Below are 23265 nucleotides of genomic sequence, written 5' to 3'. Positions count from 1 at the left end.
AGGTTGGCATCACCGAGACACGGACGAGCGCCGCAGACGTCACCGCGATCCGGCAGGCGCATCGCCCCCAGAAGGGACGTGCAGCATGACTGGGAACATCATCGTCGGAGTGACGGGCGCTCCCGTCTCGCGTCGCGCGGTGGACTGGGCGATCGATCGCGCCGCGCGTCGGCGTCAGTCGGTCGAGCTCGTGTCGGTCGTCGGCGGTGCGGTGGGAGCGGTCGGCGAGGCGGAGGTGCTCGGCGCGGCGCAGACCGCCACGCAGCAGCTGCTCGACGGCGAGGCGGCACGGGTGAGGGATGCCGGTGTGTCGGCGTCGACGCGGGTCGAATCCGGCAACCCTGTCACGAAGCTGATCGATGCCGCCGCCGGCGCGGCGTTGCTCGTCATCGGCAGCGACTACCGCGGACCGGGCACGGGGCCGGCGCGCGGGGTCCACGGCATCCGGATCGCGGCGGGCGCGAAGTGCCCCGTCGTCGTCATACCCGACCGGGACCTCGGCGAGGGCATGGGGGTCGTCGTCGGCATCGACGGCTCGGACGTGTCGGAGCACGCGATCGAGTTCGCCGCCGCGGAGGCCGATCGCCTCGGAGAGCCGCTCATCGCCGTCAACGTGTGGACCCCGGTGCACACGCCGCGGAACGCGATGGAGGTCTACCCCGACCTGTACCTCGCGAACATGCAGTCGACGGCCGAGGAGGTGCTGGCGCTCTCGGTCGCCGGACTGTCGTCGCGCTACCCCGACCTGCGGATCGTCCGTCGTGTGGAGCGCGGCTATCCCTCGCAGGTGCTCGCGGGCATCGCGGCCGACGCGCGCATGGTCGTCGTCGGCACTCACGGCCGCGGAGCGATCGCGCGGTTCCTCCTCGGGTCGATCAGTCAGGAGCTCCTTTCGCACCTGCCCACGGTGACGGCCGTCGTAAGGTGACGGCCGTCGTGCGGTGACATCGATGTGCGCGCCCGCGGGCGACGTGCGAAAGTGAGGGCATGACCTCTCGGCCCTCCGTCCTCGTCATCGGCGAGGCGCTCATCGACATTGTCGAGCGCGAGGGCGGTGACGTCGAGTTCGTCGGCGGCAGCCCCGCCAACGTCGCGGTCGGCATCGCACGGCAGGACGTGCCGGCGACGCTGCTGACACGCCTCGGTCGCGACGACCGCGGACGGCGCATCGCCGACCAGGTGGGCGCGTCGGGTGCATCCGTCCACGATGCCTCGTGGACGGATGCCGCGACCTCGACCGCTCGTGCGCGGCTGCGCGCCGACGGCTCAGCCGCCTACGAGTTCGACATCGTGTGGGAGCTCGACGCGGAGGCGGCAGCGGAGGCGGCAGCGACGGCATCCCTTGTCCATTCGGGGTCGATCGCGCTGTTCCTGCAGCCTGGGGGAGAAGTCGCGCTGTCGACCCTGGGACGGGCTCGGCAGGCGGGCACGATCGTGACTGTCGACCCGAACGTGCGGCCGGCTCTCGTGGGCGCCGACCCGCTGCCGGTCGCCGAGCGCGCGTTCGCTGCCGCGACGCTGGTGAAGCTCAGCGACGAGGATGCCGAGGCGCTCTACCCGGGCGTTCCCGCGGCGCAGGTTCTCGAGACCATCGCGGCACTCGGCCCGCGGATCGTCGTGATGACACGAGGCGGTGAGGGAGCTCTCGGTCTCGGAGCCTCGGGTCTCGTCGAGGTCGCGCCCCTCGCCGTCGAGGTCGCCGACACGATCGGCGCGGGCGACGCCTTCATGGCGAGCCTCATCACGAGCCTCGTCGACGATGCCGACCTGCTGGCCGGCGACGCCGCCGCCCTGCAGCGCGCGCTCCGCCGTGCCGCCGTCACCGCCGGCATCACCGTGTCGCGCGAGGGCGCCGACCCGCCCGTGCGGTCGGAGGTCGACGCGGCGGTCTGACCGGCGCGGATAGGCTGACACCGTGCGCCTGCGGATCGATCTCGCCTACGACGGCACCGACTTCCGAGGCTGGGCGCGGCAGCCGGGTCTGCGGACCGTGCAGGGGACGCTCGAAGCGGCGATCGCCCGCATCCTCGGCGGAGATCCGCGGCTGGTCGTCGCCGGTCGGACGGATGCCGGGGTGCACGCCTCGGCGCAGGTCGCGCACCTGGATCTCACCGACGCGCAGGAGCGCCGGCTGCTGTCGGGGCGTCGGCCCGAGCCCGAGGCGCTCGCCGCGCGCATCAACGGGGTGCTCGGTCCCTACCCGGACGTCGCCGTTCGCCGCGTGGGCGTCGCGCCGGAGGGGTTCGACGCCCGCTTCTCGGCCGTGTGGCGTCGGTACGCGTACCGCGTCGCCGACCGCGTGACCGGGTACGACCCGCTCGAGCGAGGCCGCACGACCTGGGTCGCCGCGTCGCTGGATGTGGCGTCGATGGATGCCGCGGCTCGCAGCCTGCGCGGCCTGCACGACTTCGCGGCCTACTGCAAGCCGCGTGAAGAGGCGACGACGATCCGCACACTGCTCGAGTACGGGTGGCGACGCGACGAGTCCGGCGTGCTCATCGCCTCGGTGAAGGCGGATGCGTTCTGCCACAGCATGGTGCGCGCCCTCGTCGGCGCGTGCGTCGCGGTCGGGGAGGGGCGGATCGGGATCGACCGGGTCGCGGAGATCCGGGATGAGCTCGTCCGCACGAACGAGGTGAAGGTGCTGGCCGCCCGCGGGTTGACGCTCACCGAGGTGGGCTACCCGGCTGACGATCTGCTCGCGGCACGCGCCGAGCAGACGCGTGCGCGACGCGAGCTCGGTGCCGCCGACGACTGAGCGGCGGCGCTGGACGACGAAGAACCCCCGGACCGTGGCCCGGGGGTTCTTCGTCGTGCGATGGTTCGCGAGTGCCTTATGCCCGACGCGTGCGGCGGACCGAGGTCGCGACCGCGATGCTCGCACCGGCGAGGACGAGGACGCCGCCGCCGACCCAGAGGCCGAGGAGCGCGTCACCGTCGAAACCGGTCTCACCGAGGACGGGACCGCCGTCGCCGCCGGCAGCTGCGGCGACACCGATGGTGGTCGACGCGGACGTGCCGCTCTCGAGACCCACCGCGGCCAGCGTGTACTCGCCGGATGCGTTGGACGGGAGGGTGACCTCGACGGAAGCGTTTCCGTCTGCGTCGGCATCCTTCGTGGTGGAGGTTGAGCTGACAGCGAAGGAGACGAACGCGAGAGTCGCTCCGGCGCCGTTCTCACCGGTGAGGGTGAACTGCACACCCTCACCCGGGAGGAAGTCCGCGAACGTGAAGGTGCCGGTGCCGCCGGGAGCGATGGTCCCAGGACCGCTCTCCACAACGGGGGAGGGGGTGTAGGCGCTCGCGACGGCCGGAGCCGCGAAGACCGCCGCGGTGGCGATGGCGAGAGCCGCCGCCGCCTTGCTGATCTTGTTCTTCATGGTGCTTCTTTCGGTCGTCGTGAGTTCGAGGCTCGGACGGCATGAAAAGATCCAACCGACCGCCCCTCGTTGGTTGGACGTCACCAGTATTCAGGATTCGCTCAGGAACAACAACTAGAGCCGGTTTCGATCAGGTAAACAGTGTCGCACTTCGACATATCGGCGGCGGGCGGACCGCGGCATCCGCGCTTGTAGACTGACGGCACCGCAGGGAGGGGTCATGATGCGGATGAGTACCATGCGTCTGGCCGCTGCCGCAGCGGTCGTCGGGAGCGCCATCGTGCTGTCGGGCTGCGGCCCGTCGCCCTGGGCGCTGCAGAGTCCGTCGCCCTCGGCCACGCCCGTGGTGTCGAGCCCCCCGGTCGTCGTCGCGCCCCCCGTCGAGAACGACCTCTCGAGCGGTTCGACCCAGCGCGACTTGAAGGCCGGTGCGGTCAGCGTCGCGGTCAACTACTGGTCGGACCTGCGGATGGACCGATGGACGGCGAACGCCGTCAAGCCCGTCAGCCTGTCGCTGCTCACCACCATCACCCCGAACGACGGCCAGAAGGTGTACCTGCAGAAGGCCACCATGCTCGCCGTCCCGGCCAATGCCGAAGAGACGTTCCCCGCTCTCGACCCGCAGGTCGACGCGGCCAGCGTCAAGAACGGCTACCTGGTCCTGAAGCCCTACAGCTACTCGCAGACCTTCAACGTCGGCCAGGTCCCCGAGGGGGCGACCTACGTGACCCTGCAGTTCACGTACGACTTCCTCGTGCAGACCAAGCCCAAGGCCGACGAGTACGCGAAGCAGACGGCGACCGACACCGTGACGGTCGCGATCGCGCAGCAGGCGGCATCCGGCTGAACCTCAAGAACCTCAAGATCCGGTAAAGAGCAGCGCGAGGCTTCGCGAAGTCACCGGTGAGCGAGACTTTTGGCCCCTACGGTGAGGACGTGGCACTGGCGGCGGCGACCCGAACCCCGCCGCCGGTGCCCTTCATCCTTCTCATCGAACGAGGTTCGCGAATGTCCATCCGTCCCACCGCCCGTCGCCGGCTCGGCGTCGTCGCCCTGGCCGCTGCGGCAGCGCTGTCCCTGTCGGGGTGTGCTCAGGTCGTCGAGGCCTTCAACTCCATCTCGGGGACGAGCCAGAACGTGGCCGCGACTCCCGCGCCGAACGCGACGCCCGCGACCGGCACGGTGGAGATGCCGTTCGACTCCCAGTTCACCTACGACGGCTCCGTGCAGATGACGTACGAGATCGCCGACGGGCTCAACATCATCCTCGACTTCTGGGCCGTCGACTCCAAGCGCACCCGCGAGTGGTACCCCGACAACGCGAAGACCTTCGGCTTCGCCGTCAACGTCAAGGACACCCGCGTCGACGAGAAGGCGGTGCTCAAGCAGAAGCGTCGTGTCTACCTGTCGAACGTGTCGATCTCCTCGCAGACGGCGCAGGCCTCGAACCAGGTGAGCTCGCCGTTCCAGTTCAGCGCCGACCCGCGCACCCTCGTGCCGACCGACACGATCCGTTCCAGCAAGGGCCTGCTGATCAACAGCTACCAGGGCGGTCTGCTCGTCCCCGAGACGACGATCAACCAGCTGCCGCCGGACACCTACGGCATCACGCTGCAGTTCGCGCTCGATGTCTGGGTCGAGGGCACCGCCAACGACGACAAGTCGTTCGTGCAGCAGACGGTCTACCCGGTCATCCCGATTGCGATCTATCCTCGTGAGACAGAGACCGAGGGGTCCACGGGGGGCGCAACGGACGGCACGTCGTCGGACGACGGCTCCCAGGGAACCACGGGTACCGACGGGTGGACCACCACCCCCGGTACCGGCGGTCCCACCACTCCGTGAATGCAGTTCGAGGAACCGACGTGACGAGTCCGTACATCCCCGGCCCACAGGGCTGGCAGCCCGCGCAACCCGCGGGGGCGCAGCCGCCGGCCGGTGCGTGGCCTGGGCACGACGCGCAGTGGGGCCAGCAGCCCACGTGGCAGGCCGCGCAGCAGCCGCAGTGGCAGCAGGCTGCGCAGCCCGCACAGCCGGTTCAGCCGCAGCCCGTGCAACAGCAGTGGCAGCAGCCGGCGCAGCAGTGGCAGGAGCCGCAGGCGCAGTGGCAGGATGTCGCTCCGCAGGGGTCCTGGCAGGCGATGCCGGATCAGGTCGGCTACGCCGCCTCGCCCGGTGGTCCGGGCGAGCTCGTCCCGGTCGACGAGTTCGCCGACGATTTCGCCTCGGTCCTCGAGAACCACTCGGTGCACCGGTCGACGATCGGGTGCGTCGTCCCGGCCTACAACGAGGCCGAGTCGATCGCCGATGTCATCCGCTCCCTCCTCGAGCAGAGCCGCGTGCCCGACGTCATCCACGTCGTCGTCAACAACACTTCGGACGACACCGTCAAGATCGCGTCCGAGTTCTCGGGCCCGCACGAGGTCGAGACCGAGCTCGGACTGCAGTTCACCGAGGTCTTCGTCCACGACATCGGCAAGAACCCCGACAAGAAGGTCGGTGCGCTCAACTACGGCTACGCCCTCGTCGAGGGGTACGACTACCTACTCGGTGTCGACGGCGACACGACCGCCGACCGTCGCGCGGTCGAGTACCTGGAGAACGAGGCCGTGTCGGACTCGCGCATCGGCGGCATCTCCGCGATCTACACGATCGACGACCGCCCCATCAAGGGCTTCATCGCCAAGTGGCTGATCGCCGGTCAGCGCACGCAGTTCGCGGCCTTCAACATGCAGAACCTGCTGCGCGGCCGCAACATGGCCGTCCTCGGCGGACAGTTCTCGATCTTCTCGACGACCGCCCTGCGCGACGTCATGAAGGAGAACCACCAGAACTCGCCGTGGGTCAAGGACTCCGAGGTCGAGGACTCGCTGCTCTCGCTGCAGATCAAGTCGGCCGGATACCTCACCAAGATCAGCCCGTTCGCACGAGCGGATGTCGGTGGGATGACCACGCTCAAGGGGTACGACGCGCAGCAGGTCAAGTGGACCTACGGCGCCATCGAGCTCATGTGGCCGGGTCAGCGCGGCGACACGAAGGGGCAGCCGTTCCACCCGAACCTGCGTCTGCGCTGGTTCGAGCAGTTCTCAATGCTGACGAACTTCTTCGTCCGCGTCGCGTTCCTCACGCTCCTCGTCGCCTCGCTGTCGATCAACGCCTTCGTGTTCTCGCCGTGGTGGCTCATCCCGCCGCTCGTCGCGGCCGGGCTGAACTTCCGCATGGCGCGCGCGATGGAGAAGTCGAACTCGCGCGACATCGCGTTCGCCGTGCTGCTGTTCCCCGCCGAGATCTTCATGTGGATCCGCATCAGTCACTTCATCAGGTCGTGGACCCGATTCCTCTCGAAGAAGAAGGTCGACAACTGGGCGCTGCAGGCGCGCGCCGAGAAGGGTGGCGTGAGCTTCGGCCACTGGACGCCGTTCATCATCCTCGCCATCGTCGCCATCGCGATCGCCGTGATCTGGAACCTGCTCGACCCGATCACCCAGTCCGCGATCCTCTGGGTCGGCTGGCCGATCGTCGGTGTCGTCACGGTGCTGCAGACCCTCACGATGGCCATCAAGCTGTTCCAGCGCCACCAGGGGTACAAGGTCTGACCCCGCCTCGACAGAGCCCTCGGAGGATGTCTCCGGGGGCTTCAGTCGTTCGCGGCGCCGCGTTCACGGATGCAATGGATCCTCGGCGACACGCCGGGTGGTCGCGCGACGGTGCGGGGTGTCGCGCGGCATCCATTGCATCCGCGCGCAGGGGTAGCGGATGCCGCGGCGCGGCGCGCGGTCAGGCGCCGGCGACGGTCTCGGAGGTGAGGCGGTAGCCCACGCCGCGGACGGTCTCGATGTACCGCGGGTTGTTCGGGTTGTCGCCGAGCTTGCGGCGCAGGTTGGTCATGTGCGCCTCGATGGCGCGCTTGTCGGCCTCGCCGACGAAGTAGCTCGTCACGTAGGACTCCCCGCGCAGCACGAGCGTGAGGTCGGCCTTGCTGCGCACGCGCCGCTTCGACTCCATGAGGGTCGAGAGCAGGTCGAACTCCGTGCGGGTGAGGGTCAGCTCGCGCCCCGCCACGAGGACGACTCGGTGCTCGGCGTGCACGGCGAGGTCGCGGTGCACGGTCCACCCGGGACCGCCCACGGGCGGAACAGCAGATGCCGGGGCCACCGCGTTGCCCGGATGCGCGACCGGCGCCGGCTCGCCGTACTGCGGCGCACCCTGCGGGGGCATCGCCTGCTGCGGCGCGCCCTGCTGCTGTACGCCCGGCTGTGGAGCGATCTGCGGCGGCAGGACCACCGCGTTCCCCTGCTGCGGCTGCTCGCTGTAGACCGGGGTCATGATGCGCTCGTCGAAGACGGGAGAGGTCGGGACCGCGTCGTACTGCGGGGCCGCGGGCCGTGCGCCGGGGAACGACGGTCCGGTCGCCTCCTGGCGCGGCGCCTGGGCGACGGTCGTGCCGGTGGCCCGGGGGCGGCGCAGCAGCGACTCGACGCGGGCCCGCAGTTCGCGCGGGCGGAACGGCTTCACGACGTACTCGTCGGCGCCCGCACCGAGGCCGAGGACGACGTCCGCCTCTTCTTCGAGACCGGTGATCATGATGATGTAGGTGTCGCTCTGAGCCCGGATGCGGCGGGCCGCCTCGAACCCGTCGATCCCGGGCATGTTCACGTCAAGGGTCGTGATGAGCGGCTGGTACGAGAGCACGGCGCGCACGCCGTCGATGCCGTTACCGACCGAGACGGTCGAGAATCCGGCGGCCTCGAGCACCTCGACGATGAGATGACGGATGTCGGGATCGTCTTCGACGATGACCGCCGTCTTATGCATCGACATCGAATCACTCATCGATGTAGCCCCCGATTCCGGTGTGAAAGTCGGTCCTCATGCTACACAGCGGCACGTGACAGGCTTGCGCATCATGACGGCGACTCACCGGACGTCCTGCGTCAGCTCGACGCCCGCCTCGGGCCAGTAGACGCCGGCCGCGGGGCCGCCGCCGCACTGGCCGTCGCTCTCGCCGGGCGGTTTGATCCAGAGGTTGGTGTCGACCACCGCGTCGTGGAACGAGCCGCCCGGCTCGCCCACGAGCTGTCCGGGCGGGTTGCACCACTCCCCGCCGGAGGTCGCCGCGCCGCTGCGCGACGTGTCGACGACGGCGTGTGCGCCGCCGAGCAGTGACGACAGGGATGCCGCATACGCGAACTCGTCGGCGGGCGCCTGATAGTTCGAGACGTTGGTCGCGAAACCCCGCACGCGGTCGATCACCCCCATCTCGGTGATCAGGTCCGCCATCTGCTGCGGGGGCAGCCAGTTGCTGTGCCCGCCGTCGATGTAGATCCAGGTGTCCGGAGAGGTGATGATGTCGACGGCCGTGCTCAACTGGCGCGCCCGCTCGGCGACGTTGCCGCACTCCTGTGACAGCGCGATGCTGTCGGGCTCGAGCACGACGATCTTCTGCACGTCCGGCGCGGTCTCGAGGGCGGCGCCGATCTCGCGCAGCCAGATCGGGTAGTCCTCTTCCGACAGCCCGCCGGAGGAGTGGTTGCCGCAGTCGCGACCGGGCAGTCCGTAGATCACCAGCGCCACCGATCGGCTCTGATCGCGCGCCTGCGAGATGAGGTCGAGGACGGTTCCGCCCGCGGTGCCGATGGGGTCCTGTTCGGGGGTCAGCCAGTAGGCGGTTGGCTGTGCCGCGAGGTACTCGGCGGCATCCTTCTGCTCGCCGGAGAGGTCGCGAGCGGCCGCCGCGACCTTCGCCTGCGTCGGCGCGATCACCGTCGTGCCCATCTCGGGAGCACGTGCCGTGAGAGCCTCGAATCCCCGGGTCACGGCGTTCCCGATGACGCCGATGAGCACGAGGACGACGACGAGTCCCAGCACGATGCCCACGGGGACGAGTACGCGGGCCGGGGGCATCCGCAGCTTCTTCCTGGGAGCCACTCTTGAACTCTAGTCATAGGCTGATACTCCGATGATCACTGTCGTCTCGTACAACCTGCGCAAGCACGCCGCAGCGGGCGAACTGACCGAGTTGGTGAGCCGCTACGACGTCGACGTGCTGTGCCTGCAAGAGGTGGACACGACCGACATGCCCGAGCGTATCGGGGGCCTGGTGCTCGCCGACGCGACGCGATCGAACCGCCTGGGTCTGGCGATCTATTACCGCGAGAACGGGTTCCGTCCCGGGGCCAGTCGCACCTTCTCTCTCAAGAAGTCGCTGCACGACATCGTCCTCAAACCGGCCGACGAGCGGATGCTGGGCCTGCACCTGCGTGACATCGACAACGGCACCAAGTTCATCGTCGCGTCGTTCCATGCGGCGCCCCTCACCGCGTTGAACTCGCTGCGCCGTCATCAGATCCGCGCGGCGCTCCGCGAGCTCTCGACGCTCGGCAAGGGTGCGCCGATCCTGATGGTCGGCGATTTCAACTACCCCGTCTTCAAGGAGAACCTCGGGCAGGTGATCCGCGAGAGCGGGTACGAGCTCAGCCTCAGCGATGCGCGGACGTACACGCGGTACAAGTTCTTCAAGGGCTACTACGACTTCGCCACCTCGAGCGGGTTCGAGATCCAGCAGGTGCGCACGCTGCCCCAGGGTGCGAGCGACCATCTGCCGATCCTGGTGACGGCGAAGCCGATCGTCCGGTCGAAGCCGAACGTCGCCTGAGTCAGTCGTCGATGCGGTCGCGGCGACGGCGCAGGCCGGTCGCGACCAAGATGACGGCACCCGCGGCGACGAGCGCACCGGCACCGATCCACAGACCCATGAGCTGGCTGCCGTCGAAGCCGGCGCGCACGAGCGGGTCACTGCTCTGACTCGTGTCGATCACGGCGCTCGCCGTGCCGCCGGCGGAGGTCGCCGAGACGGCGGCGACGTTGTAGACGCCGCGGGCGTCGGACGCCAGCGTGATCCGCACCGTGGGGAGGGCGCCATCGGCGTCGGACTGATAGACGGCGCTCGCCGTCGATACGGCCATGTTCACCATCGCGAACGTCGCGGCGGCGCCGTTCTCACCGGTGACCGTCACCGTCACGGTCTCGTTCGCGCCGAACGTGGTTGCGTCGCACGAGAAGCTGATGGTGGAACCCGGACCGGCGCCGGCGGCATCCGATTGGCAGGCGTCGACCGGCGGATAGATTGTCGAGGCGTGGGCCGCGGCGGGCGCGCCGACGATCACTGCCGCGAGGGCGAGGGTCGTGAGGAGGGCGCGGGGGGGACGGCGCATGGGGGTGCTGCTTTCGGGCCGGGTACTAACCTGAGTGTAACCGAGGGGCTCGGACCTGGGGTTTCGGTCGGATGACGATCGGGTGGCGTGTCAGGTCAGCCCAGTGTGACGCCGGTGTCGTTAGAGGCGCACGTGGCACGAACGATCGGCGACCGGTCGGCGTCCGCCGTGGGGGTGACCCACGCTTCGGCGTTCTGGATGTCGGTGTCAGCGATGACGTCGATGGTCACCGTCTGAGAGTCCCCCGGCTTCAGGTCGATCGAGTACGACAGCACCTGTCGGTCGCCGACCATGCCTCCGCTGAATCCGCGACCGGTCGTGATCGCCGACGACGCGACTTCGAAGCCCTCTGGGAGATAAACCTCGCCGACGGTGCGCGCGGTTCCGGCTGGCACGCCGTATGCACCACCTCCGGTGATGTAGGGGGGGAGAGCCGATGCAGCATCGGCAGGGGCTGTGCTTGTCAGCGTCACGGTGAGGGAGATCGTCCGCGGTGTGGAACCCGCAGCACAGCCCGTCCATGCCAACTCGACATCGGGGGTGACGTACCAGTCCATCTTCGAACCGGTGCCGTCGTTGAAGTAGACGCCGAAGCGCGCTGTATCGGACGAGTCGGCGGGCGGTGCGCCGGCCAGGGTTGTTCCGTCGAGGATCACCTGATCCTGCTCGCGAGCACTCCAGAGGTACAGGCGATGCTCCGTGCCAGCGCGACCGAGCGCGGTGATCAGTGCTCCGGGGTCGACATCGCCTGCGGTCAGTGCGGCGAAGACTGCTGCCGCCGCCCCGGAGAACACTGCGTCCTGCGCATTCGCATCGTCGTACGTGAGGTAGACGCCGTTCAACAGGAAGCCCGCCGCGTTGGCACTCGTCAGCTCGTCCCCGGTGGGCAGCCGCACGGGACCGGTCGCTTTCAGAAGGTAGGACAGTGCGACAGGGTCGATCGATATGACGCCGTCGACCGCGACGTCCTCGCGCGCGGCGAACTCTCTCGCCAACTCGGCGGTCAGCCGGAAGTCCGGCACCTGTGTGATGTTCTGCAGGAAGCGCCCCGGCTTCGCCTGATAGATCGAGCCGTACTCACCGAGGTCGAGAATCGAGTCCGGGTACTTCGTCGTCGACCGTGCCTGGATCTGGTCGCCCAGGGACAGGCGCCCGTCATCCGCTCGGACGGGTGTCATGGAGCCGACGATGCCGCCGAGGGTGCGCCATTCGGCATTGTTCTGGACCAGCAACAAGTGGTTGCGCGCGCCGTCGGACCCGAGCATGGAGGGCAGCAGGCGGCTCGCTCGGGCGAGGGTGTCGGTGCCCGAGGCGACCTGCGCCATCAGGTCGCCGAGCTGGTCGATCGCACTCGCGACGGGCGTGACGAGCGGCGTCCGGTCGATCGCAGCGACGCTGTTCCGAGAGGATGCCGCGACCTCCGCGGCGTCGGTGGCGGGCTCCGCGAGCGCGGCGAACACCGAGGTGTCGATGCGTCCGTCGACGGGGATGAAGGCCTCGACGCCGAATCCGTCGGCGACCGATGCGATGGGCTTCACGGTCCCCGTCACCACGTCATCGACAGCCGCCGCGGCGTCGGCGAAGGCGGCGAGCTGGGGGCCGAGCCATGCCACGCCCTCGGCGCCCTGCCAGAGGGGGTCGGAGGTCAGCTCTCTCGCAGCGGCGGTGTGCCGGGCGATCTCGTCGATCGCCTCACCGGCGGCGCTGAGGTCACCGATGTCCGAGGCGATCGCCGGCGCCTGCTTCTGGGCGCTCGACAGGTGGTCGTACGCGAGGTACCCGCGCACCGCGATCCACCCGAAGGCGAAGAGCAGGAACAGCAGGGCGAGCCCGAGGACCCACACGACGATGCGGCCCGCGGTGCGGGCGGCGGGGGGCAGGAACGTCTCGGGCATCGGCACGATCCTACGGTGACGAACTCGCGAGCCCGATCAGGGGGCGAAGACCGCGCGCTCCCACCGGTCGCCGCCCGACACCTGAGCGTGCGCGGCAGCGTCGCCGGCGGCGGCCCGCAGGCGATCGAGGTCCCAGTCCGCGAGCGGCGCGGCGGCGACGCCGATGCTCGCCGAGAGGCGCACCGGCACGGCCTGCTGATCGGTGAACGTTCCGACGCGTTCGAGCAGTTTCGACATCAGTGCCCGCACTGCGGTGTCGGGTCGTGGCAGCAGGACGAGGACCTGCGTCCGCGACACCAAGTGGAGGTCGGCCTCGGGAGGCATCACGTCGCGGATGTCGCTGGCGAAGCGGGCCGTCACTCGCTGGAAGGCGCGCCCGCTCGAGGCTTCGAGCAGCTCGTTCGGGTCGTCGAGCCGGATGTCGAGAAGCGACCACCAGCGATCGTCGGCGGCCTGCGCGCGGGCAAGGCGGTCGCGCGCGATCGTGGAGAAGTCGGGTGCCCGCTGCGGGTCGGCACTCTGCTGGCCGCGACGCACGAGGTAGAGCAGGGTGACCAGCGCGCACACGAGGTAGAGCAGGGCGACGAGCTCGTTGAGCGCGTAGAGCCCCGACATGGCCGCCTCGGGCTGTCCGCTCTGTCCGTTCACCCATCGGGTGACGCCGTCGATGCCGACGAGCACCGCGAGGCCGACGAACCCGACCGAGGCGACGAGCAGGGGGAGTGACATCTCCAGCTCGGGTTTACGCAGCCGGGCGAGTTCCCACACCGTCAGTGCGGCGACGACGGCTCCCACGGCGAAAGCGACGCGGAAGACCCAGCCGTACGCCGCCGTCTCGGCGGTGAGGCCCAGGGCGACGGTGAGCACGCTGAAGACGGTGATCGTGGGGATCAGCATGATCGGCTCGCGCCCGCGGCGGGCACGCAAGCCGACCCAGATGAACGCGGAGGCGCACAGGATCGGACCGTGCGCGGCGGCACGGACCATGCTCGAGTCGACCTGGTCCGCGGCGACGAGCAGGTAGCAGCTCAGCATGGCGACGGCGAACCCCGAGGACCAGATGGCGGCGGCTCGTCCGGGGTAGGGCAGGAATCCGAGGCCGATCATCATGATCGTGCAGGCGGTGGCGAAGGCGACCAGCACGATCGTCACGTCGACGTGCGTCATCGCTCACCCCCCTCCTCGCGACCTGCGGCGGGGAGCCGGACCGTGACGGTCGTCCCGCGTCCGAGAGAGCGCTCCACGGTGATGCTACCCCCGTGCGCCTCGACGATGTCGCGAGTGATGCCCATGCCGAGGCCCGTGCCCGGGACCGACCCCTCCTGCGCGTTCTGGGCACGGAAGTAGGGGGTGAACACCCGCTCCACGTCGTCCGACGTCATCCCGATACCCTCGTCGGCGATCGAGATCACGACCCACCCGTCGTCATCGAGCCCTCCGACGACGCGCAGCGTGCCGCGGTCGCTGTACTTGATGGCGTTGCTCATGATGTTGTCGACCACCTGCCGCAGGCGGAATTCGTCGCCGTCGACGGGGAGGGGGCCGGCGACGATCGGGTCGATGGTGAGGGCCGATGCGGATGCCGCGGGCTCGAATGCCTCGATGGAAGCCTCCACGAGCTGGGCGGCGTCGAACTGCGCGTGATGGTCTGCGGCATCCGTCGACTGCGCGAGCAGGCCCTGGATGAGGGTGAGCATCCGCTCGCTGGCCGATTCGATGACGTCGAGGTGGTCGCGCTGGCCGGGGGTCAGGTTCGACCCTTCGAGCAGCAGGTCGGCGTGCCCCAGGATCACGGTCAGCGGGTTGCGCAGCTCGTGCGCGACCACTCTCGTGACGTGCGGCCGCTCGCGCTGGGCGTCGGCGACGGCGGTGAGGTCGGCGAGCTCGATGACGGCGGTGCGCTGGCCGAGTGAATTCGGTGCCGCGTCGCGGATCGACAATCCCAGGGCGCGCCAGGTGCCGTTGCGGTCGAAGAGCCACAGGCGCTCGTTCTCGACCACCTCGCCGCGGCCGGCCCGGGCGATCGCGGTTTCAGAGGGACTGAGTGCGCGACCGCGGTAGTCGGAGTACTCGACGGCGCCCCCGAGAGGAAAGCGGAGGTCCTGCGTGTCGAGGGAGTAGAGCGCGCGGTACGCGGCGTTCGCGGACACGATCTCGCCGCCGCGCGTGACGCGCGCGAGGGCCACCGAGATCGAGTCGAAGACCGCGTTGACGCGCTGCTCGGCCGATTGCACGCGGTCGACGGTCGCGGTCAGCCGCTGTGCCTGATTGCGGGCGAGGACGCGGAACGCGCGGGTCCGTCGTGCGCCGACGGCGATCGTGATGGCGAGGAAGGCGAGTGCCAGCACCACGATGAGCAGCTCGACGATCACGTCGGACGAGAAGCCCCAGCGCGACGGGTCGGCCAGGCTCATCACGGCGACGGCGCTGATGGCGAGCACGATCTCGGCGGTGCCGAAGTACGTCGCGATCCACGCGATCGGGAAGAGCCAAAGATACCCGAGGCTCGATTCCACGAGGGCGAGGAATCCGATAGCGACGATGTCGGTGAGGGGGAGGACGAAGGCCGCGTGGCGGGGAACTCGGGCCCACGGCGTGACCAGTGTGGCGATGGAGCAGATGATGATGACGAAGACGCCGACGAGGTAGCCGGGGGTTGCCAGGAGCTCGACGTCGAGGATGCTGACGACCACCGTGATGACGACGACGCTGAAGGTGAAGATCAGCTGCCACTGCCAGACCGATCTCACACGGGTGCCGATGAGCTGACTGTCAGCCCAGCGGCTCTCGGTTGTCGGCATCAGGTGGCTCCGTCGCCAGTGTAGCCACGTGCGGACGGGGCGATGTCAGAAGGCGGTCTCACCGGGCGCGAGCGCGGCCCTGGCAGTCTTGAAGAGGATGACGAGGTCGCCCACGAGCGTCCAGTTCTCGACGTACGAGAGATCGAGTCGCACGGACTCCTCCCACGTCAGCGACGAGCGACCGCTCACCTGCCAGAGCCCGGTGATCCCCGGCTTCACGAGGAACCGGCGGTGGACGTGGTCGGCGTAGAGCTCGACCTCGCGGGGGAGCGGCGGGCGCGGCCCGACGAGCGACATCGATCCGCCGATGACGTTGAACAGCTGCGGCAGTTCATCGAGGCTGAGGCGGCGCATGATGCGTCCGATGGGCGTGACCCGCGGGTCGTTCTTCATCTTGAAGAGGACCGTGTTGCCGGCATCGCGCTCTTGCTCGAGCAGCGCGGCGAGGCGCTCCTCGGCGTCGATGACCATCGAGCGGAACTTCAGCATCGTGAACTCGCGACCGCCGTGACCGACACGGGCCTGGCGGAACAGGATCGGGCCGGGGCTGGACAGGCGGATCGACATGGCGAGGAAGAGGAGGACCGGGCTGATGAGCATCACGCCGAGCGACGCGGCTGTCACGTCGAGGATGCGCTTGGCGACCCGCTGGCCTCCGCTGAACCGCGGCGTCTCGACGTGCAGCAGGGGGAGGCCGGCGACGGGGCGGCTGCTGATGCGGGGGCCGGCGATGTCGGCGATGCCGGGGGCGATCACGAGGTGCTGGCGACCCGCTTCGAGGCTCCACGAGATCTGTTTCACCTTGTCGGCGGGCAGTTCGTCGGTGCTCGTGACGACCACAGTGTCGGCATTCGTGACGGTCATCGCGCTGCTCAGGGACGCGATCGAGCCGATGATCGGGATGTCGGTGCCGTCCACGGTGTCGGCCACCGCCGCACCGGGGATGCAGGCGCCGACGACGTGGTACCCCGCGCTCGGGGTGCGGACGAGCTCGTTCGCAATGTCGACGACCGACTGCCGCGACCCCACGAGCAGGACCCGCGCCGAGAAGTGGCCCGTGCGACGCTGCGCGATGAGCCACTGTCGCCAGAGCCACCGTTCGAAGAGGAGGACCAGGATGCCGAGGGGCAGGCTGATGAGCAGGAAGCCGCGCGCGACCTCGATCTGCGTGAGGAAGGCGAAGATCGCGATGATGCCGAAGAGGGTGACGCTGGAGCGGGCGATGCGGGCGTACTCGGCGGAGCCGGCGCCGATCACGCGGTAGTCGCGGGTGTCGGCGAGGCTGAGGGTCAGCATCCAGACGAGGATGAGGGCGGTGGAGAAGCCCCAGTACGAGATCTCGCCCCCCACGCGGCCCGAGCGGATGGCGATCTCGGCCGCCCCCAGGCCGAACCAGGCGATCTGAGTGCCGTAGACGACCCAGATGAGCACGAGCAGGTCGCTGACCCAGAGGCGTCGGGCGTAGACGCGGCGCCAGGGGGCTGTCGGCGCGGATGCGATCGCGCGCGGCATCCGCTCACCCGCTGTCTCGGGAGTCACCGTGCTCGCCATCTTTTCCCCCACGTGAGAGGGTTCTCACGACCTCTCGGATGCACCGTAGCAGGGGCCTGTAACACGCGTGTGTCCGAGACGTCATCGGTCTAGGTCGTCGGTGCCGCCGGCAGTCGGAGCGTGGCGACGACACCCTCGCCGGGTCGCGAGGCAAGTGTGATGTCGCCACCGTTGCGTCGAGCGAGCTCGCGGGCGGTGGCGAGCCCGAGGCCGATCCCGCTCGCGGTGCGCCCTTCCGCCTCGCGGCCGCGGTAGAAGCGTTCGAACGCGCTCCCGAGGGTCTCAGGGGACATCCCGGGTCCATCGTCAGCAACGACGACCGCGACGTCGTCCCCGATGCGGTAAGCGCTGACCGAGACGGTGCCGCCCTCGGCGAAGGTGATCGCGTTCGAGACGAGGCCCCAGAGGGCTCGGCGTACGTCCGCTTCGACCGCGAGAACGTGGTGTCCGGAATGCACTGTGTCGAGAGTTGTCCGCCGCGACAGTGCGTCAGCGTGATGTGCCGCGCAGATGTCGTCGATGAGCGTGTCGACCGGCAAACGGTCGGGATCACCCCCGGTGCCCGGGGAGGTGAGGCTGTCGATCAAGTCCTTCAGTCGGGCCGCGCCGCGACGGATGGCGTCGACCCAGCTGCGCTGTTCGGCTGTGAGCGCCGACTCCGCGAGCAGGTCGGTGTATCCGAGCACGTTCGTGACGGGCGTCCGCAACTCGTGGCTCGTCGCGGTGGTGAAGTCCTCTCGTTGCCGTTCGAGGTCGAGCTGCTGAGCGATCGCGGTGGCACGGGTCCGCTCGGCGGTGGCGATCTCGTGGGCAGCCTGCACCGCGAGGGCGGCGTTCGCGAGGCTCTCGTGTCGGGCCGCGGCGACGAGCACGGTGAAGACGCCGACGGCGCTCATGAAGACGACGAGCGTCACGGCGGACTCGGCGGATTCGACGATCCCGACGCGGGAGGTACCGCCGGCGGTGCGGGTCAGCACGAGTACCGCGACGGAAGTGAGCAGAGAGAGCCACGCCGCGAGGCGCATCGGGAATCGCAGGCATGCGCCGGCGAGGATCGCGAAGACGAGGAAGGACAGGTGTGTGTACCCCGGTGGTCCGAAAGCGAGGAAGATCGCGGTTCCCACGGCGAGGAGGTGCGCAGCGATCTCGACAAGGCGGACGTGCCTGCTCCGGTCGCGGGGCAGGATGGCGAGGCTGCCGATCAGGATCATCGCCGAGCTGTGCGAGGCGAAGGCGATGATCGATGCCGGGAAGAATGAGCCCGTCCCCAGCAGTGTGTTCGCCGAGGCGATCCCCGCGGCTGCGACGAGCGCGCCCCCGAGAGCCGCGCCCGTGAACCGAGCGGCGTGCTTCAGCGAATCCAGACGGAACGGCTCACCGAGGCGGCTGAGGAGCACGACGACGATGACGATCTCGACGGTGTTGAACAGCCCGTAGAGCACGGCGAGTGCGGCGGGACGGCCGGCGATGGCGTTGGCGGAGGAGGTCAGCGCGAACACGAGTGCGATCGCCACCCACCGGTGAGACGGCGCGGTGCGCAGGACGAAGGCGAGGGACACTCCGGCGGCCGGCCACCAGAATGCGATCGGAACATCGACGGCCTGCAGGCCCAATCCGAGGAGAGCGAGGGCGAAGACCGAGAGCGGGGCGAGAATCCAGAACGCGATGCTGCGCCGGCGGGCGCGCCTCGGCGCGGCGGGATGCCCCTCCGTCGTCGTCACGCGTACACCGTACAACCGGTTCGATACAACCAGCGTATGGACGAAAGGTCGGAGTGTAATGTCAGCACCATCGCCGACGTTCGGAGTCGGCACGATGACGCGAGGTGACCGCGTGGCGCATGTGCTGGTGGTGGAGGACGACGTCGATGTGGCGTCGCTCCTGCAGCAGGTGCTCTCGCGCGTCGGCCACGAGGTCGATGTCGCACACGACGGCGGTGCGGGATTGGATGCTGCGCACGCCCGGCATCCGGATGTGGTCATCCTCGACTGGATGATGCCGATCAAATCGGGCATCGAGGTGTGCTCGGAGCTGCGGTCCGATCCGGGTTTCGCCCGGACGCGCATCATGATGCTCACGGCGCGCTCGTCGCCGCAGGACGTCTCGCGCGCGAGGGCGGCGGGCGTCGACGACTACGTCGTCAAGCCGTTCACGCCGCGACAGCTGCGCGAGCGGGTCGAGACGCTCCTCGCGGGCTGACCGACCGGGTCACGGCGGCGGCAGCGGAAACTCGCGCTCGAGGACGACCTGGTCACCCACTTGGCGCAGCGTCGTCTCGGCCGCACGTGTCCCGAGCCCGGTCGCCGGGGAGACAAGCGCCCGTGACGACAGGATGCCGGGGCTACTGATGCGCAGTCGCAGCCGATCGTCGGTGCGTTCCATCTCGACGGAGGCCTCGCGCGCCGCGGAGTGCTTCACCGCGTTGACGAGCGCCTCATTGACCAACCGGCTCGCCTCTTCTCCGATCGCGGGGTCGTCGAAGGCTGCGCGCGCCTCGGGCTCGGCTCCGACACGGACGTCCATGACGACGGACCACGCCTCGACGAGGTCTTCTATCGTCTCCTCGACGGCGTGGTTCGCGCCGCTCCGCAGCTCGTCCAGGACTTCGTCGGTCTGCGGACGGAAGGTGTCGATGGTAGCCGCGTCGGCGGGAGTCTCGTCCACGTGGGCGGCGAGGATCACGCATCGGCTCTGCAGACGACCGTGGAGCAGGTCGCTCGCCCGTCGGAGGGGTGCCCGCGCCGACTCGACCGCCGTCGCGAGGGTGCGCGCCGCGGAGCGAAGCGTCGAGGTGGCGCGGACCTCCTCGGCTCGCGCTCGGCGATAGGCGTCGACGGACAGGCTGATGATCGCCGCGGTGAGGGGGAGGGCCAGGAGCGGCACGAGACCCAGTGCACCGACGTGGGGAAGCAGCGCGTAGGTGAGGGCCAGGACTCCGACGCCCACGAGGGCCCAGGTCGTGAGGAAGAGGAGGCCGCGCAGGGTCACCCGCAGTCCTCGTGCCCGCCGCAGGAGGAAGGTCGCGGCGAGGTCGAGGGCTGCGCAGGCGGTGACCGCGGCGACGACGACCGACGGTCCGCCGTGGGTGAGACCGAAGGGGATGGTGGCTGCCACGTACGTCAGTCCGACGCTGAGCGGTGGCGTGTCGCTGAGGCGAGCCAGCACCGGAACACCACGCGCGTCGTCGACGTCGACGTCGACCGACGTGTCGTCGGGCGGCCACTGCGTCAGCTCGTCGAGTCGGTGGCTCGCGGAGCGCACGCGCGTGGAGTAGTCGCGGACGGCGTCGTAGTCGACGGGGCCGGCGAGCAGACGGTCGCGGTGGCGCGTCAGATCGTCGGCGATCTGAGCCAGGACGGTCGGTACCGTGCTCTGCAGGTGGGCGGCTTCGGCGATGCTGATCCGCATGAGCGCGCTCGCGGATCGAAGTCGACGCGTCGTGGCGCGGAGGCGTCGGTGATGGGTCACGGCGATGGCGCAGACGGTGAACAGGATGACCGACGTGACGACATTCGTCGTGATGCGGGTTGCCCAGTTGCCCCCGGTCGAGAGGCCGAACAGAGCAGAGCTGACCGCGTCGTTGAGGAAGGGACGGGCGGCAGAGAAGCCGACGATGGCGGCAGCGATCACGGCCACTCGCTCGCCCGGACTCGTCGCGAGTCGTCGTTCGGCGTACGCGGCACCGAGCCCGATGGCGGCGAGCGGCATCCACCCGACCGCCGCGACCGCGACGCCGCGCAGGTATCCGTCGAAGGAGGGGATGCCGACGCTCGGCACGCTCAGAAAGGTGCCGACGACGAACGACATGATCAGGGACCAGCGGGTGAAGTACTCCCCGCTGATGAAGGGTGCCGCCAGCACGGTGAGAGACGTGCGCAGGCGACCCCGCAGCGCGGCGCGACGATGATGACGAGTCACCGTCCCCCCTTTCTGCACGGCCGTCATGGGCAGCGTAGCGGCAGACTCAGCGGGGTGTGGACGTCAGCGCGTCACCTTTCCAGAGCCAGATCGCGTCGTCGGTGAGGGCAAGGGCGATGGGCGAGGCAGGATCGGCGTCGGTGCAGGCGATCGCCTCCGCGTTGCCCGCGGTCGACAACGTGGACAGCTGCAGTCCGTCGCAGTCGGGCGTCACCGTCGCGGCGACGACCGCGCCGTCGTGGACGTCGAGGGCGACGACACCGTCGGCGAGACGCGTCGTCTGGCCGGCGACCGTCTCGTAGGCGGTGCCGTCGCAGACGAAGGCGACCGTGTCGCCCGACGCACGTAGGCCCCACGGCTGCGCACAGGGCGCGCTGAGGGAGGTGCCGTCGATCACCACGGTGTCGTCTGCGAGGTAGGCGGTTTTCGCGAGGACCTCTTCGTAGGGCGACCAGAAGGCGCCGTCGGTGAAGGTCTGGAGGGCCTGTATGTCGCAGTCGTCACCGACGTCGGCGACGAGGGTGGCCTGCGTGTCGGCGAAGGGGAGGAGGCTGCGGACCTGCCCGATCTCACGGTAGGTGGGTGTCTCGTCGGTCCAGGTCGCCCCCTCGTCGACGGAGCGTTCGACGACGGGAGCGGTGTCGCCGCAGATGCCCGCGGTCGCCCGCCAGATCACGCCGTCGCCGACGGCGAGGAATCGCTCGGCCGAGCCCGGCGCCGCAACAACCGGCGGCGCCGAGGAGGCCGTGACCGACGGCGACGGTGACACCACCGGCAGGGGGTCGGCGACCCGCTCGGTCGTCGTGCCCTGTCCGCGTTGCAGTGCGAGCACGACGAGGCCGCCGACAGCGACCGTCAGCGCGACGAGGAGAACGGCGACGACGACGGAGGGCAGGCCTCGGCGGACCGGGGACCGGCGGGCCATGGGTCAGCGGACGGCGGTGTCGCCGGCGTCGCGCGCTTCGCGTCGCGTGTCGAACCCGATGTCCCCGATTGCGGGGGTGGTGTCGGGGACGACGGCGACGGGCGTCTTACGCTTACGACCGCGCGCGGCCTTCGGCTGCTCCTGCGTGTAGCCGTAGCCGCCGTACCCGTAGCCGTAACCGTACCCGTAGCCGTTGTAGTACGAGTCCGGACCGCGGGTGGGCACCATCGACATGACGAACCCGGCGACCTTCGCCCCGACTGTGTGCAGCGCCTCGACGGCGCCCTCGAGCTGGTGGCGGGTCACCTTGCCGGCCGAGGCGACGAGGATCGCGCCGCTCGTGCTGCGGGCGAGGATGGCGGCATCCGTCACGGGCAGCAGCGGGGGAGCGTCGCACAGGACGACGTCGAAGTCGCGTTCGAGGACCTCGAGGAGGGTGCCCATCTGCTTCGATCCGAGCAGTTCGCTCGGGTTCGGCGGGATCTTGCCCGCGGGCAGAACGAACATGCTGCGGCCGCCCCACGGGAGCATGACGTCGCCGACCCTGGCGCGTCCGATGAGCACGTCGGTGAGGCCGACGCCGCCCTCGACGCCGAGGTACTCGGCGACCTTGGGCTTGCGCAGGTCGGTGTCGAGGAGCGCGACCTTCTTGCCGGCATCCGCGAGCGCGATCGCGAGGTTGATCGTCGTGGTCGACTTGCCCTCGCTGGGGACCGAGCTCGTGATGACGAAGCTCGAACGGCCGCCCATGTCGAGGAACTGCAGGTTGGTGCGCAGGGCGCGGAACGACTCGGCGCGGGGGCTGAGCGGATCGGCGTGCACGATGAGCGGGCGATCTTTGGCCTTGGTGTCGAAGGCGATCGCGCCGAGCGACGGGGAGGAGGTGATCTGCTCCGCCTCGCGCGGGGTGCGGACCTTGTTGTCAAGGACGGTGCGGAGCACCGCGATGCCGATGCCGAGCGCGAGCCCGACGAGCGCGCCGAGCGCGAGGTTCAGCGGGACGTTGGGGCTGGCGGGTGCGAGGGCCGGCTGCGCGTCGCTGACGCGGGTGAGGCGGATCGGGCTGCCGCCTTCGTCGATCTGCGGCTCGATCTCGGGGACGACGGTCGACAGGCTGGCGGCGATCTGATTGGCGAGGTCCGCCGCCGCGACGGCGTCGGGGTCGGACACGGTGATCGTGATGATCGTCGTGTTGAGGGCGGACGAGGCGGTGACCTGCTGGGCGAGGGACTCAGCCGTGACGCCGAGGTCGAGCTCGGCGATGACGGGGTTCAGGACGATGGGCGTCCGCACCAGTCCGACGTAGGTGTTGATGCGCGTCTGCGCGAAGTTGGCGCCCTGCTGGATGTCGGATGCCGTGCCGCCGGTCTGCGTCGAGACGGCGACGCTGCTCGACGACTCATAAATAGGAGTGCGCGTCAGCGAGTACGCTGCGGCAGCTCCCAGACCGACGAGCGTCAGCACGACGATGATGAGCCAGTTCTTGCGGAGGACGCGGATGTAGTCGCTGAGCTCCATGGTGCCTCTCGTGCCTCCGCCCCGTCGGGCGTCCGATCAATTCGGCTCAGTCTGCCACAGGGG

At 69.5% G+C, this 23265-nt stretch carries 20 protein-coding genes; 8 read left to right on the top strand and 12 right to left on the bottom strand.

The window, feature by feature from the left end:
* Positions 1-85 precede the first annotated feature (85 nt).
* The 3 genes from ACIGEP_RS08005 to truA are packed head-to-tail and all read left to right on the top strand — an operon-like array spanning position 86 to position 2758.
* Complete coding sequence (locus tag ACIGEP_RS08005) at positions 86-928, top strand: universal stress protein (protein WP_396661114.1); 843 nt, start codon at positions 86-88, stop codon at positions 926-928.
* A gap of 59 nt (positions 929-987) precedes the next feature.
* Positions 988-1893, top strand: coding sequence for a PfkB family carbohydrate kinase (locus ACIGEP_RS08000; RefSeq protein ID WP_396661113.1), 906 nt, complete (start codon positions 988-990; stop codon positions 1891-1893).
* 22 nt (positions 1894-1915) lie between these two features.
* Entirely contained in the window at positions 1916-2758 is an 843-nt protein-coding gene (gene truA, locus ACIGEP_RS07995) for a tRNA pseudouridine(38-40) synthase TruA (protein ID WP_396661112.1), read from the top strand.
* Between the two features lie 76 nt (positions 2759-2834).
* Here the strand turns inward: truA and ACIGEP_RS07990 are convergent, their stop codons facing one another.
* The gene (locus tag ACIGEP_RS07990; RefSeq protein WP_396661111.1) at positions 2835-3380 is read right to left on the bottom strand and encodes a hypothetical protein; all 546 of its coding nucleotides are present in this window, start codon (positions 3378-3380) and stop codon (positions 2835-2837) included.
* A 229-nt stretch (positions 3381-3609) separates the two neighbouring features.
* On the opposite strand from ACIGEP_RS07990, the gene ACIGEP_RS07985 reads away from it, so the two are divergent.
* The 3 genes from ACIGEP_RS07985 to ACIGEP_RS07975 all read left to right on the top strand — a co-directional run bounded on the left by ACIGEP_RS07985 (position 3610) and on the right by ACIGEP_RS07975 (position 6976).
* Positions 3610-4227, top strand: a complete 618-nt coding sequence (locus tag ACIGEP_RS07985; RefSeq protein WP_396661110.1) for a hypothetical protein — start codon at positions 3610-3612, stop codon at positions 4225-4227.
* A 161-nt stretch (positions 4228-4388) separates the two neighbouring features.
* The gene (locus ACIGEP_RS07980; protein WP_396661109.1) at positions 4389-5225 is read left to right on the top strand and encodes a fructose 1,6-bisphosphatase; all 837 of its coding nucleotides are present in this window, start codon (positions 4389-4391) and stop codon (positions 5223-5225) included.
* 20 nt (positions 5226-5245) lie between these two features.
* On the top strand, positions 5246-6976 hold the full coding sequence (locus ACIGEP_RS07975; RefSeq protein WP_396661108.1) for a glycosyltransferase family 2 protein: 1731 nt from the start codon (positions 5246-5248) through the stop codon (positions 6974-6976).
* A gap of 181 nt (positions 6977-7157) precedes the next feature.
* Here ACIGEP_RS07975 and ACIGEP_RS07970 read toward each other — a convergent pair whose 3' ends face one another.
* Together ACIGEP_RS07970 and ACIGEP_RS07965 are read right to left on the bottom strand one after the other, a co-directional pair.
* Positions 7158-8213: a response regulator gene (locus ACIGEP_RS07970; RefSeq protein ID WP_396661107.1), complete on the bottom strand. Its 1056-nt coding sequence runs from the start codon at positions 8211-8213 to the stop codon at positions 7158-7160.
* 84 nt (positions 8214-8297) lie between these two features.
* Positions 8298-9308 carry a glycoside hydrolase family 6 protein gene (locus ACIGEP_RS07965; protein ID WP_396661106.1) on the bottom strand — a complete coding sequence of 337 codons (1011 nt, stop codon included), beginning with the start codon at positions 9306-9308 and terminating at the stop codon, positions 8298-8300.
* Between the two features lie 31 nt (positions 9309-9339).
* Here ACIGEP_RS07965 and ACIGEP_RS07960 point away from each other — a divergent pair, with 31 nt between their 5' ends.
* Positions 9340-10035 (top strand): endonuclease/exonuclease/phosphatase family protein, encoded by a 696-nt coding sequence (locus ACIGEP_RS07960; RefSeq protein ID WP_396661105.1) that lies wholly within the window; start codon positions 9340-9342, stop codon positions 10033-10035.
* A gap of 1 nt (position 10036) precedes the next feature.
* Here ACIGEP_RS07960 and ACIGEP_RS07955 read toward each other — a convergent pair whose 3' ends face one another.
* The 6 genes from ACIGEP_RS07955 to ACIGEP_RS07930 all read right to left on the bottom strand — a co-directional run bounded on the left by ACIGEP_RS07955 (position 10037) and on the right by ACIGEP_RS07930 (position 18562).
* Positions 10037-10594: a cell wall protein gene (locus tag ACIGEP_RS07955; protein WP_396661104.1), complete on the bottom strand. Its 558-nt coding sequence runs from the start codon at positions 10592-10594 to the stop codon at positions 10037-10039.
* Between the two features lie 95 nt (positions 10595-10689).
* On the bottom strand, positions 10690-12489 hold the full coding sequence (locus tag ACIGEP_RS07950) for a DUF4012 domain-containing protein (RefSeq protein WP_396661103.1): 1800 nt from the start codon (positions 12487-12489) through the stop codon (positions 10690-10692).
* Between the two features lie 36 nt (positions 12490-12525).
* On the bottom strand, positions 12526-13656 hold the full coding sequence (locus ACIGEP_RS07945) for a hypothetical protein (RefSeq protein ID WP_396661102.1): 1131 nt from the start codon (positions 13654-13656) through the stop codon (positions 12526-12528).
* A complete protein-coding gene (locus ACIGEP_RS07940; protein ID WP_396661101.1) occupies positions 13653-15290 on the bottom strand; it encodes a sensor histidine kinase in 1638 nt (545 codons plus the stop codon). Before ACIGEP_RS07940 ends, ACIGEP_RS07945 begins: the two co-directional genes overlap by 4 nt.
* Positions 15291-15335: 45 nt before the next feature.
* Positions 15336-16841 (bottom strand): sugar transferase, encoded by a 1506-nt coding sequence (locus ACIGEP_RS07935; RefSeq protein ID WP_396661100.1) that lies wholly within the window; start codon positions 16839-16841, stop codon positions 15336-15338.
* Between the two features lie 89 nt (positions 16842-16930).
* Positions 16931-18562: a sensor histidine kinase gene (locus ACIGEP_RS07930; RefSeq protein ID WP_396661099.1), complete on the bottom strand. Its 1632-nt coding sequence runs from the start codon at positions 18560-18562 to the stop codon at positions 16931-16933.
* 112 nt (positions 18563-18674) lie between these two features.
* Between ACIGEP_RS07930 and ACIGEP_RS07925 the strand changes: the two genes are divergently transcribed.
* Positions 18675-19040, top strand: coding sequence for a response regulator transcription factor (locus ACIGEP_RS07925; protein WP_396661098.1), 366 nt, complete (start codon positions 18675-18677; stop codon positions 19038-19040).
* A 9-nt stretch (positions 19041-19049) separates the two neighbouring features.
* Here the strand turns inward: ACIGEP_RS07925 and ACIGEP_RS07920 are convergent, their stop codons facing one another.
* Genes ACIGEP_RS07920 through ACIGEP_RS07910 form a run of 3 tightly spaced genes read right to left on the bottom strand, consistent with a single transcriptional unit; the run spans position 19050 to position 23202 of the window.
* Positions 19050-20759, bottom strand: a complete 1710-nt coding sequence (locus ACIGEP_RS07920) for a hypothetical protein (protein ID WP_396661097.1) — start codon at positions 20757-20759, stop codon at positions 19050-19052.
* A 46-nt stretch (positions 20760-20805) separates the two neighbouring features.
* Complete coding sequence (locus tag ACIGEP_RS07915) at positions 20806-21684, bottom strand: hypothetical protein (protein WP_396661096.1); 879 nt, start codon at positions 21682-21684, stop codon at positions 20806-20808.
* Positions 21685-21687: 3 nt separating this feature from the next.
* Positions 21688-23202, bottom strand: coding sequence for a polysaccharide biosynthesis tyrosine autokinase (locus ACIGEP_RS07910; RefSeq protein ID WP_396661095.1), 1515 nt, complete (start codon positions 23200-23202; stop codon positions 21688-21690).
* Between the last annotated feature and the right edge of the window lie 63 nt (positions 23203-23265).

The sequence above is a fragment of the Microbacterium sp. NPDC077663 genome (assembly GCF_044542795.1).
Classification (GTDB): Bacteria; Actinomycetota; Actinomycetes; order Actinomycetales; family Microbacteriaceae; genus Microbacterium.
This window is presented reverse-complemented; position numbering and strand designations above follow the sequence as displayed.